Origin of the sequence: Streptomyces sp. CC228A (genome assembly GCF_021390935.1) — a bacterium.
GTDB lineage: Bacteria > Actinomycetota > Actinomycetes > Streptomycetales > Streptomycetaceae > Streptomyces.
The window spans coordinates 403002-417598 of sequence record NZ_JAJPUI010000004.1 but is presented as its reverse complement, the minus strand read 5'-3'; the positions used below and the strand labels follow the sequence as shown (position 1 = coordinate 417598).

At 75.6% G+C, this 14597-nt stretch carries 10 protein-coding genes and 2 pseudogenes; 6 read left to right on the top strand and 6 right to left on the bottom strand.

Annotated elements, in window-relative coordinates:
• The first annotated feature begins 223 nt into the window (after positions 1–223).
• The 3 genes from L6E17_RS14735 (at position 224) to L6E17_RS14725 (ending at position 3782) form a co-directional block, all read left to right on the top strand.
• Positions 224–1096 carry an SURF1 family protein gene (locus L6E17_RS14735; protein WP_236241228.1) on the top strand — a complete coding sequence of 291 codons (873 nt, stop codon included), beginning with the start codon at positions 224–226 and terminating at the stop codon, positions 1094–1096.
• A gap of 141 nt (positions 1097–1237) precedes the next feature.
• A complete protein-coding gene (locus tag L6E17_RS14730) occupies positions 1238–3022 on the top strand; it encodes a glycoside hydrolase family 15 protein (RefSeq protein ID WP_236241227.1) in 1785 nt (594 codons plus the stop codon).
• 4 nt (positions 3023–3026) lie between these two features.
• Positions 3027–3782 (top strand): SDR family oxidoreductase, encoded by a 756-nt coding sequence (locus L6E17_RS14725; RefSeq protein ID WP_236241226.1) that lies wholly within the window; start codon positions 3027–3029, stop codon positions 3780–3782.
• 56 nt (positions 3783–3838) lie between these two features.
• On the opposite strand, the pseudogene L6E17_RS14720 reads toward L6E17_RS14725, so the two are convergent.
• The 3 genes and pseudogenes from L6E17_RS14720 to L6E17_RS14710 form a co-directional block, all read right to left on the bottom strand.
• Positions 3839–4638, bottom strand: a pseudogene (locus L6E17_RS14720) (enoyl-CoA hydratase/isomerase family protein).
• A 226-nt stretch (positions 4639–4864) separates the two neighbouring features.
• On the bottom strand, positions 4865–5092 hold the full coding sequence (locus tag L6E17_RS14715; protein ID WP_071275231.1) for a helix-turn-helix domain-containing protein: 228 nt from the start codon (positions 5090–5092) through the stop codon (positions 4865–4867).
• Positions 5093–5553: 461 nt separating this feature from the next.
• On the bottom strand, positions 5554–7152 hold the full coding sequence (locus L6E17_RS14710; RefSeq protein ID WP_236241225.1) for an ABC-F family ATP-binding cassette domain-containing protein: 1599 nt from the start codon (positions 7150–7152) through the stop codon (positions 5554–5556).
• A 328-nt stretch (positions 7153–7480) separates the two neighbouring features.
• Between L6E17_RS14710 and L6E17_RS14705 the strand changes: the two genes are divergently transcribed.
• A complete protein-coding gene (locus L6E17_RS14705; protein WP_236241224.1) occupies positions 7481–7882 on the top strand; it encodes a VOC family protein in 402 nt (133 codons plus the stop codon).
• Positions 7883–7893: 11 nt separating this feature from the next.
• Here L6E17_RS14705 and L6E17_RS14700 read toward each other — a convergent pair.
• From L6E17_RS14700 to L6E17_RS14690, 3 genes and pseudogenes are all read right to left on the bottom strand, one after another.
• A pseudogene (locus tag L6E17_RS14700) lies at positions 7894–9204 on the bottom strand (hypothetical protein).
• Between the two features lie 205 nt (positions 9205–9409).
• Complete coding sequence (locus tag L6E17_RS14695) at positions 9410–10537, bottom strand: alpha/beta hydrolase (RefSeq protein ID WP_236241223.1); 1128 nt, start codon at positions 10535–10537, stop codon at positions 9410–9412.
• A 1522-nt stretch (positions 10538–12059) separates the two neighbouring features.
• Positions 12060–12740 carry a class II aldolase/adducin family protein gene (locus L6E17_RS14690; protein ID WP_236241222.1) on the bottom strand — a complete coding sequence of 227 codons (681 nt, stop codon included), beginning with the start codon at positions 12738–12740 and terminating at the stop codon, positions 12060–12062.
• A 263-nt stretch (positions 12741–13003) separates the two neighbouring features.
• Here L6E17_RS14690 and L6E17_RS14685 point away from each other — a divergent pair, with 263 nt between their 5' ends.
• Entirely contained in the window at positions 13004–14281 is a 1278-nt protein-coding gene (locus L6E17_RS14685; protein ID WP_236241221.1) for an inorganic phosphate transporter, read from the top strand.
• 18 nt (positions 14282–14299) lie between these two features.
• Complete coding sequence (locus tag L6E17_RS14680; protein ID WP_236241220.1) at positions 14300–14518, top strand: hypothetical protein; 219 nt, start codon at positions 14300–14302, stop codon at positions 14516–14518.
• Positions 14519–14597: the final 79 nt, after the last annotated feature.

Below are 14597 nucleotides of genomic sequence, written 5' to 3'. Positions count from 1 at the left end.
GCCGCGCGGCACCGCGGCAACGGGGACGCCTGCGCCCACCATGCGGCACCGCGGCGACCAGCACGGGAACAGCCGGAACCCGCCGTGCGGCGCCACAGCGGCGGGGCGGCACCGCCGGCGGCCGAGGGGCTGGGTCCCGGGTCGGATGCCGCGGGGCCCGCCGCGCGGGGCGACCGGGTGACCCGGCGGCGGCCGCCCGACGGACCGGGGGTACGGTCATGGGGTGTACCGCTTCCTGTTGTCCCGGCAGTGGGTGATCCTCACCCTCGTCGCCCTCGTCCTCATCCCCGTGATGGTCGAGCTGGGCTTCTGGCAGTTCCACCGGCACGAGCGCCGGGTCGCCCAGAACGCGCTGATCGCGGACAACCTCAGGGCGGAGCCGGTCCCCGTGACCGAGCTCACCTCACCCGGGCACAGCGTGCCGCGTGAGGACCTCTGGCGCCATGTGACCGCCACGGGCACGTTCGACACGGACCACGAGGTCGTCGTGCGGCGCCGCACCAACGCCGACGACCGCGTCGGCATGCACGTGCTGACGCCGCTCGTCCTGGCCGACGGCCGGGTCGTCCTCGTGAACCGCGGCTGGGTCCCGGCCGCCGCCGACCAGCGTGCGTACCCGGAGGTGCCGCCCCCGCCGCGCGGCGAGGTCACCGTGACGGGCCGGCTCATGGCGGACCAGACGACGGGCAGCAGCGGCATCAGGGACCTGAAGGGCCTGCCGCCGCGCCAGGTGATGCTGATCAACAGCGAGCAGCAGGCGGAGCTGCTCGGCCGGCAGGTCCTCGGCGGCTACCTGGACCTGACGGCGCCCGAGCCGTCCGGCGGTGCGCCGGAGCCGGTGCCCGAGCCGGACCACGACTCGATCGGCGCCCACATGGCGTACGCCGTCCAGTGGTGGCTGTTCGCGGCGGGTGTGCCGGTGGGCTGGGTGGTCCTGGTGCGCCGCGAGAGGCGCGACCGCGCCGAGGCGGAAGCCGCCGCCCGGACGCAGTCCGCGGAGGCGGCTGCCGAGGGCGGCCCGGACGGCGGGGAGGGCCCCGGCGGGGCGGGCGGCGCGGACGGAGCGGCGTCCCGGACGCAGCACGCGACGACCTGACGTGCGGGCACGGACCCACCGGAGGGGCGCGGCAGGACACCGGAAGGCGCCGTCCCGGCGGCGGGTGCCGGCGGTGCGGCGGTCGGCGGGTCGCCCGACCTGACTGATTGGCGCTTCTCCCCGGCGGGAACACGCCAGAGCGTGACCCAACGTATCGAGGACTATGCCCTCATCGGCGATCTGCAGACCGCCGCCCTGGTGGGCAAGGACGGCTCGGTCGACTGGCTGTGCCTGCCGCGCTTCGACTCCGGCGCGTGTTTCGCCGCCCTCCTCGGCGACGAGAACAACGGCCACTGGCGGATCGCGCCCGCCGGGGCCCGCACCTGCGCCCGACGCGGCTATCTGGGTGAGTCCCTGGTCCTGGAGTCCGTGTGGGAGACCCGCACCGGCACGGTCCGCGTCGTGGACTTCATGCCCCAGCGCGACCGCTCCCCCGACCTCATGCGGGTCGTGGAGGGGCTGAGCGGCAGGGTCGAGATGTCCTCGGTGCTGCGGCTGCGCTTCGACTACGGCTCGATCGTGCCGTGGGTGCGGCGCGTCGACGGGCACCGCGTCGCGGTCGCGGGGCCCGACGCCGTGTGGCTGCGGTCGGTGCCGCAGGTCAAGACGTGGGGTCAGCAGTACAGCACCTGCTCGTCGTTCACGGTCGGCCCCGGGGACCGGGTGTCGTTCAGCCTCACCTGGCACCCCTCGCACGAGTCGTGCCCGCCGCTGGTGGACCCCGTCGAGGCGCTGGAGCACACCCTGGAGGACTGGAAGACCTGGGCGTCGCGCTGCACGTACGAGGGCCCGTACCGCCACGCGGTGATGCGGTCGCTGATCACCCTGAAGGCCCTCACGTACGCGCCGACGGGCGGCATCGTGGCCGCGCCGACCACGTCCCTGCCGGAGGAACTGGGCGGCGTCCGGAACTGGGACTACCGGTTCTGCTGGCTGCGGGACGCGACGCTGACCCTGCGCGCCCTGGTCGCCGGGGGCTACGGCGAGGAGGCCGTGGCCTGGCGTGACTGGCTGCTGCGCGCGGTCGCCGGGGATCCGGCGGACCTCCAGATCATGTACGGGCTCGGGGGCGAGCGGCGGCTGCCCGAGCTGGAGATCCCGTGGCTGCGCGGCTACGGCGGCGCACGGCCGGTGCGGATCGGCAACGCCGCCGTGGACCAGCTCCAGCTGGACGTGTACGGCGAGGTGCTGGACGCCCTGCACCTGGCGCGGGCGGCGGGGATGCCGCCGAAGCGGCACGCCTGGGCGCTGCAGCTGAGCCTGCTGGGCTTCCTGGAGTCGACGTGGCGCCAGCCGGACGAGGGGCTGTGGGAGGTGCGGGGGCCGCGCCGCCACTTCGTGCACTCGAAGGTCATGGCGTGGGTCGCCGCGGACCGTGCGGTGCGCACCCTGGAGGCCGACCCGTCCCTCCCCGGCGACCCCGCCCGGTGGCGGGCGATGCGGGACGAGGTGCACCGGGAGGTGTGCGAGCGCGGGTACGACCCGGTGCGGAACACCTTCACGCAGTCGTACGGCTCACGCGAGCTCGACGCGGCGACGCTGCTGATCCCCCGCGCCGGATTCCTGCCGCCGGACGACCCGCGGGTCGTGGGCACCGTGGAGGCGGTGTGGCGGGAGCTGGGTCAGGACGGCTTCGTCCGCCGCTACGGCCAGGAGGGCATGGCGGTCGACGGGCTCCCGGGCGGTGAGGGAACGTTCCTCGCGTGCTCCTTCTGGATGGCGGACGCCCTGCGCCTGATCGGGCGGAGGGACCAGGCGCGGGAGATGTTCGCCCGGCTGGTGGACCTCTGCAACGACGTGGGCCTGCTGGCGGAGGAGTACGACCCGGTGACGCGCCGGCAGCTCGGGAACTTCCCCCAGGCGTTCAGCCATGTCGCGCTCGTCGTGACGGCACTCGCGCTGGCGGAGGAGGAGGCGGCAGGATGAGCCCATGGATCTTGGACTGAAGGACCGTGTGTACGTCGTGACGGGCGCGTCCCGCGGCCTGGGGCGCGCCTCGGCGCGGGCCCTGGCGGCGGAGGGGGCGAGGCTCGTCGTCTCGTCGCGGGACGCGCAGGCGGCCGAGGCCGCGGCCGCCGAGCTGGGCCCGGCGGCGGTCGGCGTGGCCGCGGACAACGCCGACCCGGCGGCCGCCGACACGCTGATCGGGACGGCCCGCAGCCGCTTTGGGGGCTTCGACGGCGTTCTGATCAGCGTGGGCGGCCCGGCCCCCGGGTGGGCGGCGGACAACACGGACGACCAGTGGCGGGCGGCCTTCGAGTCGGTGTTCCTCGGAGCGGTGCGGCTGGCCCGGGCGGCGGCGGCAGCGCTGCCCGAGGGGGGCGTGATCGGCTTCGTGCTGTCGGGTTCCGTGCACGAACCGATCCCGGGCCTGACCATCTCCAACGGGCTGCGCCCCGGGCTGGCGGGCTTCGCCAAGTCGCTGGCGAACGAGGTGGGGCCGCAGGGCATCCGGGTCGTGGGCCTGCTGCCGGGCCGCATCGACACGGACCGGGTACGGGAGCTGGACGCGCTGTCGGGCGACCCGGCGGCGGCCAGGGCCGCGTCGGAGGCGAAGGTCCCGCTGCGCCGGTACGGCACCCCCGAGGAGTTCGGCCGGGCGGCCGCCTTCCTGCTGTCGCCCGCCGCGTCGTACGTCACGGGCGTGATGCTCCCGGTCGACGGCGGCGCCCGGCACGGCTTCTGACCCGGCGCCCGCGCTGCCTCTGCGACGGGGCGCCGCCGCAGCCCTGCCGTGTCCGGTCAGTCCGCAAGGCCCGCGAGGTCGCGCAGGCGGCGGGCCTGGGCGGCGCGCTCCGCGACGCGCTGCTCCTCGTACGTGCGCTCGGCGGCGCCCCGCAGCAGGGCCTTGGTCTCGATGACGGCGTCCCGGGGGCGGCGAGCAGCGCGGCGGCGAGGTCGCGCGCGGCGGCGTCGAGGTCCTCGCGGGGCACGACGAGGTTGGCGAGGCCGATCCGCTCGGCCTCGTCGGCGTGCACGAAGCGGCCCGTGGCGCAGATCTCCAGGGCGCGGGCGTAGCCGACCGCGGTGACCAGCGGGTGGGTGCCCGTCAGGTCGGGCACCAGGCCGAGGCTGGTCTCGCGCATCGCGAACTGCGCGTCCTGCGCGGCGACCCGCAGGTCGCAGGCGAGGGCGAGCTGGAACCCGGCACCGATGGCGTGGCCCTGGACGGCCGCGACGGACACGAGGTCGTTGCGGCGCCACCAGGTGAACGCCTCCTGGTACTCGGCGATGACGGCGTCCAGCTCCGCGTCGGAGCCGCGCGCCAGGTCGAGGAACGACGGCTCGCCGTCGAAGCCCTCGGGGGTGAACGCCTGCCGGTCGAGGCCGGCGGAGAACGACTTGCCCTCACCGCGCAGCACGACGACCCGGACGCTGCCCGGCAGCATGCGCCCCGCCTCGGTCAGCGCGCGCCACATCGCGGGCGACTGGGCGTTGCGCTTGCCGGGGCAGGTGAGGGTCACCGTGGCGACGGCGTCCTCGACGGTGAGCCGTACACCGTCCTTGTCGAGTACGTCGAGGGCAGGGTCGAGCGAGGTCATACGGGCCTCCGGGTCCGGTGCAGAGCGATCGGAGGGCAGCGCCGTGCGCACCCGGTCCGCAGTGCGGACCTGCTGCGCACGCCTGCCGCCCCGACCGACAAATTACTGCACGGTAACCACCCGGTCGACCGTCTGGGCGAAACGGCCTCGGCCGCACGCCCCGGGGTCGACCGGGCGGCTCCCGCCGGAACCAGTGGGCGCCGTGTCGACGAGTCGTCCTGCGGGATCAGGCCGGCGGAGCGGGCGCCTTCTTGCCTCGCGTCGCTCCGCCGCGTCCGCGCAGCGTGACTCCGGCCTCGGTGAGCATCCGGTGGACGAATCCGTAGGACCGGCCCGTCTCCTCGGCCAAAGCCCGGATACTCACACCGGCGTCGTACTTCTTCTTCAGGTCTGCCGCGAGCTTCTCGCGCGCGGCGCCGGTCACCCGGCTGCCCTTCTTCAGAGTCTCGGCCACCCGTGCCTCCTCATGGGAAGTGCGCTCTGGTCTTCTCATGATCACCCCTCCGGGGCCACATGGCCAGCCATTCGACAAGGTCTGTGACACGAGATCGCCGCGGGCGGCGGCGTCCCTTCCGTACGGATTGCCGGATGCGCCGGGTACGGCTCGGTGAAGTGCCAGGTCAGGGGGGCACCGGAAAGAGGCGTGCGGCGTGGCGCCCGCACCGGAAAATCGGCGGGATGCCACGCCGCAATATGAGATCGCCTCACTCAGATGATGGATCACGGCTCCGCCGAATGATCCAGAGGGGGACGATCACCGCCTCGCGCGGGGACGGTGAGGCCCTTGTGGTGGGCCGCTCCGCCCAGGCCCCGCCAGGCCCCGCCCGGCGCCGTTCCGCCGGCTCCCCCGTTCCGCCGGCTGCCCCGTTCCGCCGGCTCCCGGGCTGCCGATCCGGCTACCGGGCGGTCAGGCGGTCAGGCGAGGGAGACCAGGTCGGCGTAGTCCGCGCCCCACAGGTCCTCGACGCCGTCGGGAAGCAGGATGATGCGCTCCGGCTGGAGGGCCTCCACGGCGCCCTCGTCGTGCGTGACGAGGACGACCGCGCCCTTGTAGGTGCGCAGCGCGCCGAGGATCTCCTCGCGGCTGGCCGGGTCCAGGTTGTTCGTCGGCTCGTCGAGGAGGAGGACGTTGGCGGAGGAGACCACCAGGGTGGCCAGGGCGAGGCGGGTCTTCTCGCCGCCGGACAGCACCCCGGCGGGCTTGTCGACGTCGTCGCCGGAGAACAGGAACGATCCGAGGACCTTGCGCACCTCGACCAGGTCCAGGTCGGGGGCGGCGGAGCGCATGTTCTCCAGGACGGTGCGGTCGGGGTCCAGCGTCTCGTGCTCCTGGGCGTAGTAGCCCAGCTTCAGTCCGTGGCCGGGGCTGACCCGGCCGGTGTCGGGCTGCTCCACGCCGGCCAGCAGCCGCAGCAGCGTCGTCTTGCCGGCGCCGTTGAGGCCGAGGATCACGACCCGCGACCCCTTGTCGATGGCCAGGTCGACGTCGGTGAAGATCTCCAGCGAGCCGTACGACTTGGACAGGCCCTCCGCCATGAGCGGGGTCTTGCCGCAGGGTGCGGGCTCGGGGAAGCGCAGCTTGGCGACCTTGTCGGACTGGCGCGCCTCCTCCAGGCCGGCGAGCAGCTTCTCGGCACGCCGTGCCATGTTCTGCGCGGCGACGGTCTTGGTGGCCTTGGCGCGCATCTTGTCGGCCTGGGCGTTGAGGGCGGCGGCCTTCTTCTCGGCGTTCTGCCGCTCCCGCCTGCGGCGCTTCTCGTCGTCCTCGCGCTGGCGCTGGTAGAGCTTCCAGCCCATGTTGTAGACGTCGATCACGGAGCGGTTGGCGTCCAGGTAGAACACCTTGTTGACGACCGTCTCGACAAGGTCGACGTCGTGGGAGATGACCACGAAGCCGCCGCGGTAGGTCTTCAGGTAGTCCCGCAGCCAGGTGATCGAGTCGGCGTCCAGGTGGTTGGTGGGCTCGTCCAGCAGCAGCGTGTCGGCGTCCGAGAAGAGGATCCGGGCCAGCTCGATCCGGCGGCGCTGACCGCCGGAGAGGGTGTGCAGCGGCTGGCCGAGCACCCGGTCGGGCAGTCCGAGGGCGGCGGCGATGGTGGACGCCTCGGCCTCGGCGGCGTACCCGCCCTTGGTGAGGAACTCGGTCTCCTGCCGCTCGTACTGCTTCAGCGCCTTCTCGCGGGTGGAGCCCTTGCCGGTGGCGATGCGCTCCTCGTTCTGCCGCATCTTGCGGATGAGGACGTCGAGGCCGCGGGCGGAGAGGATGCGGTCGCGGGCCAGCACGTCGAGGTCGCCGGTGCGCGGGTCCTGCGGGAGGTAGCCGACCTGCCCGGAGCGGGCGATGGCGCCCGCGGCGGGGATGCCCTCGCCGGCGAGGCACTTGGTCAGCGTGGTCTTGCCCGCGCCGTTGCGGCCGACGAGGCCGATGCGGTCGCCCCTGGCGATACGGAAGGACGCGTTCTCGATGAGGACGCGGGCGCCGGCGCGCAGCTCGAGGCCGGTGGCGGTGATCACGGACAGACTCCAGGGCGGGTGGACGGCGGAAGGACGGCAGAGTGCGCGGCTCGCGCGGGCGCGGTGGCTTCGACGCCGTCTAATGCGCAGGGAGAATGGCCATACGGGCCAGTCTAACGGGCACATGCAACTGCTTTTCCGGCCCGCGCCCCGGCCCTGGGGGCGCCGGAACGGCCTTCCGCGGCCAGGCTGCCGCAGGCGGCGCAGGCCGGGGGTGCGCCGCGTCCGGCCACCGGTTGTCAGTGGGAGGTGCCAGACTGACGGCAGGTGAGATCCACGTCACATCGCCAGGGATGCGGCGGGAGGCTCCTTCAGTGAGGGGATCGGCATGAGCACCGCACCGAGTATCTACCCGACGGTCCTGTACGACGACGCGAAGGCCGCCGTCGAGACGCTGACGGAGGCGTTCGGCTTCACCCGGCGGAGCCTGTACGAGGACGAGGACGGCCGGGTCGTCCACGCGGAGCTGTCCTACGGCAACGGGACGGTGATGCTGGGCAGCAGGGGCGGCGACGGCGTCTTCGCGCGGGCCATGGCGGGCGGGGGCCCGACCGGGGTGTACGTGGTCGTGGAGGACGTGGACGCGCACCACGCCGGAGCCGTGCGGCACGGGGTCGAGATCCTCATGCCGCCGACCGACCAGGACTACGGCTCGCGGGACTACATGGCGCGGGACGCCGAGGGCAACGTCTGGAGCTTCGGGACGTACACCCCCGGCGCGGCGGGGTAGCGGCCGGCCGGTCAGACGCCTCCCGTGTGCACCTGGAAGGCCGCGCGGCGCAGCGCCTTGGCGAGGGCCGGGTCCGGGTGGGCGGCGGCCAGGGCGACCAGGACCTGCACGGTCCGGGGGTGGCCGACCGCGCGCACCTCGTCGAGCAGCGCGGGGACGGTGCCCTGCACGGCCGACTCCAGGTGGCGCACGAGCAGGTCGCTCTCGCCGTGGTCGACGACCGCGGCCGCGGTGTCGACCCACAGCCAGGTGGCCTCCTCCCGGGTGAGCACCTCCGCGGCCTCGTCCGGGTCGGCGCCGTCGTGCTCGGCCAGCCACAGCAGCACGTAGGGGCGCAGGGCGGGCTCCGCGGCGGCGGCCCTGACCTCGGTCTCGGCGGCGCCGCCGACAACGCGGAGCGCCTCGAAGGCGAGGCCGCGCAGGAGGGCGTCGTCGCCGCGGGCGACGGCGAGCAGCTTCGGTGACGGCGCTGCCGGCGGGCCGTGCGGCGAGCCAGGCGCGGTACTCGTCGCGGGCGGGTCCGGGCGTGAGGCGGGCGCAGCCGCGCAGCATGTCCTCGGCGGACTGCTCGATGTGCCCGGCGGGGCTCTGGGCGGCGACGCAGATCTGCTCCAGCTTGACCCACACCGCCCAGTTGCCGAGCGGGGTGAGCGTGGCGTGCCCCTCGCCGAGGGTCAGGGCACCCACGGCGGCCAGGCCGTCCAGCGCCCAGTCGAGCAGCCCCGCGAGCACGTCCTGCGCCTCCGCGCCGGGCGGCCCGAGGCGGGCGGGGGCGTCCTGCACCGGGCCGTACGGGACCTCGCAGCGCTGCTCGCGCAGTTCGGCGACGCGCTGCCCCAGCAGGTCCAGCAGGGCCGGCACGGGCACGGGGCCGGCGGACAGCTGGAGGAGGGACAGCACCTGCGGGACCGCCTCCACCACCTCGGCGACCGCCGCGGGCTCGGCGTCCCGGGGTGCCGGGTGGGCGAGGGACCAGGCGTCCAGGAGCGCGACCCAGCCGCGCAGGGCGGCGGAGTCGTCACTGTCCCAGGCGCGCAGGCGCCAGCCGGGGCGGGCGGTGTCGCCGTGCAGCTCGACGAGGCCGGCGAGGCGGGCCCGGTCCCACGCGACCCGCACCTGCGCCGGTGTCAGGTCGAGCGCTTCGGCGGCCCGTTCCCGCTCGGTGGCGGAGGTCGGTTCGGTGACGCGGCCGCGGTGCTCGGCGGCCCAGTGGGCGACGCGGACGGCGTCCGCGAGGACCCGACGGGCCTGACGGGCGAGTTCCTGCCGGGGCGGCGTCCCCTCCGGGGGCGCGGCGCCGGCCTGGTGCGCCGGGTGGCCACGGCCCGCCGGGCCGTCGCCAGCGCCCTCGGTCGGACGAGTCGGAGTCTGGAGTTGCGCGCCAGTTGCTCATCAGGCTTTCGAGACGTCACGGGGGCAGTCTTCCCGTTGACAGGCCGAAAGCCCAAACGGAACCGGCCGGTCGCCGGGCGGGGGCGGTGGGGACGGGGCGTGCGGGGCCCGTGCGCGGGGTGTGCGGGTGCGGTGTCAGACCAGTGGCACGAGGAAGCGGCGCAGGGCCTCCTCGTAGCGGTCGGGGTCGGCGTTCCACATCGCGCCGTGGGGGGCGTGCCGGACGGTCCGGAGGGTGACGAGCCCGGGGCGGCGGGCGGCGAGGGCGCGGGAGGCGTCCCAGGGCGCGAGGTGGTCGTCGGGCCCGTGGAAGACGAGCACCGGCACCCGCAGGGCGCGGGGGTCGGCCGCGTCCGCGAGGGTGTCGCCGTCCCGGCCGAGCCTGCCCTGGGCGGCGCGTACGGCGAGCGGGAGCAGGGCGGCCGGCACCCGGCGGGCGGCGGCGAGGGCCCGCACGGTGGCCTCCCAGTCCAGGACCGGCGAGTCCAGCACCAGGCCGCTGACCCGGTCGCGCAGGGAGCTGCGGGCGGCGGTGTGCAGGGCCATGGCGGCGCCGCTGGACCAGCCGTAGAGGATGACGCGTCGGGCTCCGTGCCGGACGGCGTAGCGGAGGGCGGCGTCGACGTCGCGCCATTCGGAGTCGCCGAGGTGGGCCAGTCCGTCGGCGGGGCGGGGCGCCCCCGGGTCGCCGCGGTAGGAGACGGCGAGAACGGGGAGCCGCCGGTCGGCGAGGAAGCCGAGCAGGTTCAGGGTGTGCTCGCGGGTGGTGCCGAGGCCGTGGACGGCGACGACCCAGGTGGAGCGGGGGCCCGGGACGTACCAGGCGGGAAGCGGGCCGAGGTCGCCGGGCACGTCGAGGTCCCGGTGGTCGAGGCCGAGCGCGGAGGAGGGGTCCCCGGTGTGGAGCAGGGGGGTGAGGCGGACGCGGGATCCGGCGTCGAGGAATCCGCGCTCGACGCGTTCCAGTCGGCGCACGACGGTGTCGGGGGCGTGCGGCACCTGGTCGAGGACCGGGCCGACGACGGCGTGGACGCCCGGGCCGTCCAGGCCGTAGACGCCGGGTCTGAGGGAGGCGAGGGTGCGGGTCAGGGCGATACGGCCGGGTCCGGCGGCGTGCACGGTGAGGCGCGGCTCGCCGGGCAGCGGGTGGCCGGGGCGGGGTGTGAGCGCGATGCCGCTCGCGTAGCGGCCTGCGGCGACCGTGGCCGCGCCGAGACCGAGGACCGAGGTGACGGCGGTCGCCGTCGCTGTAGCCGGGCGCATCGTTCCAGTGTCCGCACCCGCGCGGGCGCCTGCCAGCGGGACCGCGGCGCCGGGTGCTCCCGCGCTTCGCGGCGCCGCCCGCCCGGCCCGGTCCCGCCGCCTTCCGCAGCCGCCCGCGGAGGCCGCGGGGTGTGCGCCTGCCGGCGGTTCCGGCGCCCCGGGTCCGCGCGGTGCGGCCCTGCCGCATCCTGGCCCCACCCGCAGGTGCCCGCGCCGCTTCCCTGGCCCGCACGGCCCGCGGAACGCCGGGGGCGCGCGGTCGGCCGCCGTGGCGGTGCCCCGGCTCCGGAACGATCCGCCCGACCGCCGGGCCGGCACCCCGTGGGCGCGGCGGGCGGTGACGGGGGTGTGCCGGCCGGCTTCCGGCGTTCCGGCCGTCCGCGCGGCCCCCTCGTCCGCGGGCCCCGCCGCGGCGGGCGGCAGCGGAGCCCGCCGCGCCACCGCGGCGGACCTCGGTCGCCGCCCAGGGGCGGGCGCGCGAGGCCCGCCCGCAGGCGTGCGCGCCCGGCGCAGCCCGCCGTGTTCGGCAGGACCCTGATGCCAGCGCCCGCAGGCGAGCGTGCCCGGCCCTCCGGCCGCAGGCAGGCCCCGCGAGGCGGGCAGCGGCGGCCGGCATCCCGGCGGCCTCAGCGCCACCACCGCCGCCCAGGCGCCCGCGGGGTCCAGCAGGCGATGCGGCCACGGCCTCCGGGCCGGATCGGACACGGCGGGTCCGCAGCACGGGCGGCCCCAGGGGGACCTGCCGAGCCGGGGGCGGACGGCCTCCCTCCCTGATCCCCGCACAGTGCACCCCCGCCGCAGCGGACCGGGCTCGCAGGCGGGCACGGCGCCGTACCGTCGGTGCGCCGCGCGGCCCCTGCCCCAGGGGCCCCGGCCGCGGGCCCGGGCCGACCGCGGGTACGGCCACACGGGGAGCGCGCGGGTTGGGGCGCGCAGGGGGCCGGCCGGGATCAGGTGCCTGAGCAGTGCCCTATGCGCCCGCGCCGAGCGCGGCGCCCGCGCGGGGCCTGCAGAGCAGGGATGCGCGGGGGCCTCCCGGGAGCGGGTGCCCAGGTAGTGCCCCGCGGGCCCCGGCCGCAGGCCCGAGCCGACCGCGGGTACCGCCACACGGGGCACCTGCGGGCGGGGGCGCAGGGGGCGGCCGGGCGGGTACCGCCACACGGGGAGCCCGCGGGCGGGGCGCAGGGGGCCGGCCGGGATCGGGCGCCTGAGCAGTGCCCCACGGGCCCGAGCCGAGCGCGGCGCCCCCGCGCGGGGGCCGGGCGCGGCGGGTGCCGGGCGGAAGCGGGGGCCGGGTGGAAGCGGGGGCCGGGCGGAAGCGGGGGCCGGGTGGAAGCGGGGGCCGGGCGCGGCGGGTGCCGGGCGCGGCGGGTGCCGGGCGGAAGCGGGGGCCGGGCGGAAGCGGGGGCCGGGCGGAAGCGGGGGCCGGGTGGAAGCGGGGGCCGGGTGGAAGCGGGGGCCGGGTGGAAGGCGGGTGCCGCATGAGGGCGGGTCGTGGAGGGTGGCGGCGGGGAAGGGTCGGTCAGTGCGGTTGGCCGTAGCCGTGGAGTTTGGCGGCGGCCTCGGAGAGCTCGCCCGGGGTGAGGAGGGTCGGGGCCCGGCCGCCCGGCCCCGTGGCGGCGAGCCACACCCTGCACATCCACTCCAGCTGGGCCGTGCGGTCGTACGCCTGCTCCAGGGTCGCGCCGTAGGTGACGGCGCCATGGTTGCGCAGCAGGCAGCCGGTGCGGCCGCCGGCCAGGGCGGTCAGCATGCCGTCGGCGAGCTGCGGGGTGCCGTAGAGCGCGTACGGGGCGACGCGGACGGGGCCGCCGAGCGCGGCGGTCATGTAGTGGATGGGCGGCAGCTCGTCGACGAGGGTGGAGACGGCGGTGGCGTGGACGGCGTGGGTGTGCACCACCGCGCCGGCGCCGGTGGCGCGGTAGAGCGCCAGGTGCAGCGGCAGTTCGCTGGTCGGCGCGAGGGTGCCGCGCACCCGGCGGCCGTCCAGGTCGACGGCCAGGGCGTCGTCCGGGGCCAGGCGGTCGTAGGGCACTCCGGTCGGGGTGACGAGGACCAGGTCGCCGACGCGTACGGAGACGTTGCCGGAGGTGCCGACGACCAGCCCGTCGGCGACGGTCCTGCGCGCGGTGGCCACCAGGGCGTCCCAGGCGCCCCGCAGCGCGGGGTCCTCGTGCGGTGGTCCGTGCGTGCTGCTCGCCATGGGCCGATCATGCCGTGCGGAGCGCGTCGGAGAGAAGGTGACGCACGTCTCGTTCCGGGCCTCCGCGGGGGTCGCGCTGTTCGACGGAGGAAGCGCACAAGCCCGTCAGCACTGGGGAGTCCGGGACATTCGGGCGGACGGGTGCGTAACCGGAACTCCGTTCCACGGGTTGAGACACCGTGAAGCCCTTCCCAGTTCACCTTCCGTTCACCCAGGTTGCCTACGGTCGGCGGGCTACTGACGCCAAACGATTGCCTGGGTAAATGGAACACATCACGCTGCTGCTCGCGATCGTGATCGTGACAGCCCTCGTGTTCGATTTCACGAACGGTTTCCACGACACCGCCAACGCGATGGCCACCACCATCTCGACCGGTGCGATGCGGCCCAAGGCGGCCGTGGCCATGTCGGCCGTTCTCAACCTGGTGGGTGCGTTCCTGTCCGTGGAGGTCGCCAAGACGATCTCCAAGGGACTCGTCGACGAGACCGGGATCCAGCCCGAGGTCATCCTCGCCGCGCTCGTGGGCGCGATCCTGTGGAACCTGCTGACCTGGCTGGTCGGCCTCCCCTCCAGCTCCTCGCACGCCCTCATGGGCGGTCTGATCGGTGCCACCGTCGCCTCGATCGGCATCAGCGGCGTCAACGGCGGCGTCGTCCTCACCAAGGTCCTCATCCCGGCCCTGGCCGCCCCGCTCGTCGCCGGCGTCGCCTCCCTGGTCGCCGCCCGGTTCACGTACAGGATCGGCGCGAACATCGACGCCGAGACGGGCCGCAAGGGCTACAAGGCCGGCCAGATCGCCTCCGCAGGCCTCGTGTCCCTCGCCCACGGCACCAACGACGCCCAGAAGACGATGGGCATCATCACCCTCGCCCTGGTCGCCGGCGGCGCCCTGGCGCCCGGCTCCAACCCGCCGATGTGGGTCATCGTCTCGGCCGGCCTGGCCATCGCCCTCGGCACCTACCTGGGCGGCTGGCGCATCATCCGCACCATGGGCAAGGGCCTCACCGACCTCCAGCCGCAGCAGGGCTTCGCCGCCCAGACCGGCGCGGCGACCGTGATCCTGGCCTCCTCCCACCTGGGCTTCTCCCTCTCCACCACGCACGTCTGCTCCGGCGCGGTGATGGGCGCGGGCCTCGGCCGCAAGGGCGGCGTGGTCCGCTGGTCCACGGCCACCCGCATGTTCGTCGCGTGGGGCCTGACCCTGCCGGCCGCCGGCCTGGTCGCCGCGCTCGCCGAGCTCGTCGCCCGCCAGGGCGACTGGGGCATCGCCGTCGTGGCCGGCTTCCTCGTGGTCTCCAGCACCGGCATCTGGCTGTACTCCCGCCGGCAGGTCGTCGACCACACCAACGTCAACGACGTGGACGGCACGGACCAGGCGCCCGCCGAGGACCCCGCCGGTGTCGTCACCACCGCCATCGCGGCCGTCTCCCCGCCGCCCGCCGGCACGCCGGCCGAGGACGGCGACGACGCCCTCAAGACCACCATCCCGGCCCCGGCCCCGGCCAAGGCCGCCGACGCGGCCCCCACGGCCGCGGTGTAAGGAAAGATCGGCAACGGCATGAACATCGACTGGGTAGCCCTCGGTTCCGTCTTCGGCGTGGGGCTCGTCGCCACCGTCGCTCTCGTCGGGCTCTTCGTCCTGGGCCTCGTCGGCCTGTCGAAGCAGCAGACCGCGACCCATGGCGGTTCCGCCGCCCTGGCGCGCACCGGCGCGTACGCCTGCTTCGCGCTGTGCACGGCGGCCATCGCCTACGGCATCTATCTGATCGTGGCCTGAGCAGGCCCGCTCGCTTCACGGCCGGCCGGCCGCACCCCCCGCGGGTGCGGCCGGCCGGCCGTTTCTGTGGGGCTCGGCA

What these genes read in the sequence shown, in the direction of transcription:
- L6E17_RS14725 (WP_236241226.1), top strand. Translation starts at nt 3,027, where the DNA reads ATGGATCTTGGACTGAAGGACCGTGTGTACGTCGTGACGGGCGCGTCC.
- L6E17_RS14705 (WP_236241224.1), top strand. Translation starts at nt 7,481, where the DNA reads ATGAGCACCGCACCGAGTATCTACCCGACGGTCCTGTACGACGACGCG.
- L6E17_RS14695 (WP_236241223.1), bottom strand. Translation starts at nt 10,537, where the DNA reads ATGCGCCCGGCTACAGCGACGGCGACCGCCGTCACCTCGGTCCTCGGT.
- L6E17_RS14690 (WP_236241222.1), bottom strand. Translation starts at nt 12,740, where the DNA reads ATGGCGAGCAGCACGCACGGACCACCGCACGAGGACCCCGCGCTGCGG.
- L6E17_RS14685 (WP_236241221.1), top strand. Translation starts at nt 13,004, where the DNA reads ATGGAACACATCACGCTGCTGCTCGCGATCGTGATCGTGACAGCCCTC.
- L6E17_RS14680 (WP_236241220.1), top strand. Translation starts at nt 14,300, where the DNA reads ATGAACATCGACTGGGTAGCCCTCGGTTCCGTCTTCGGCGTGGGGCTC.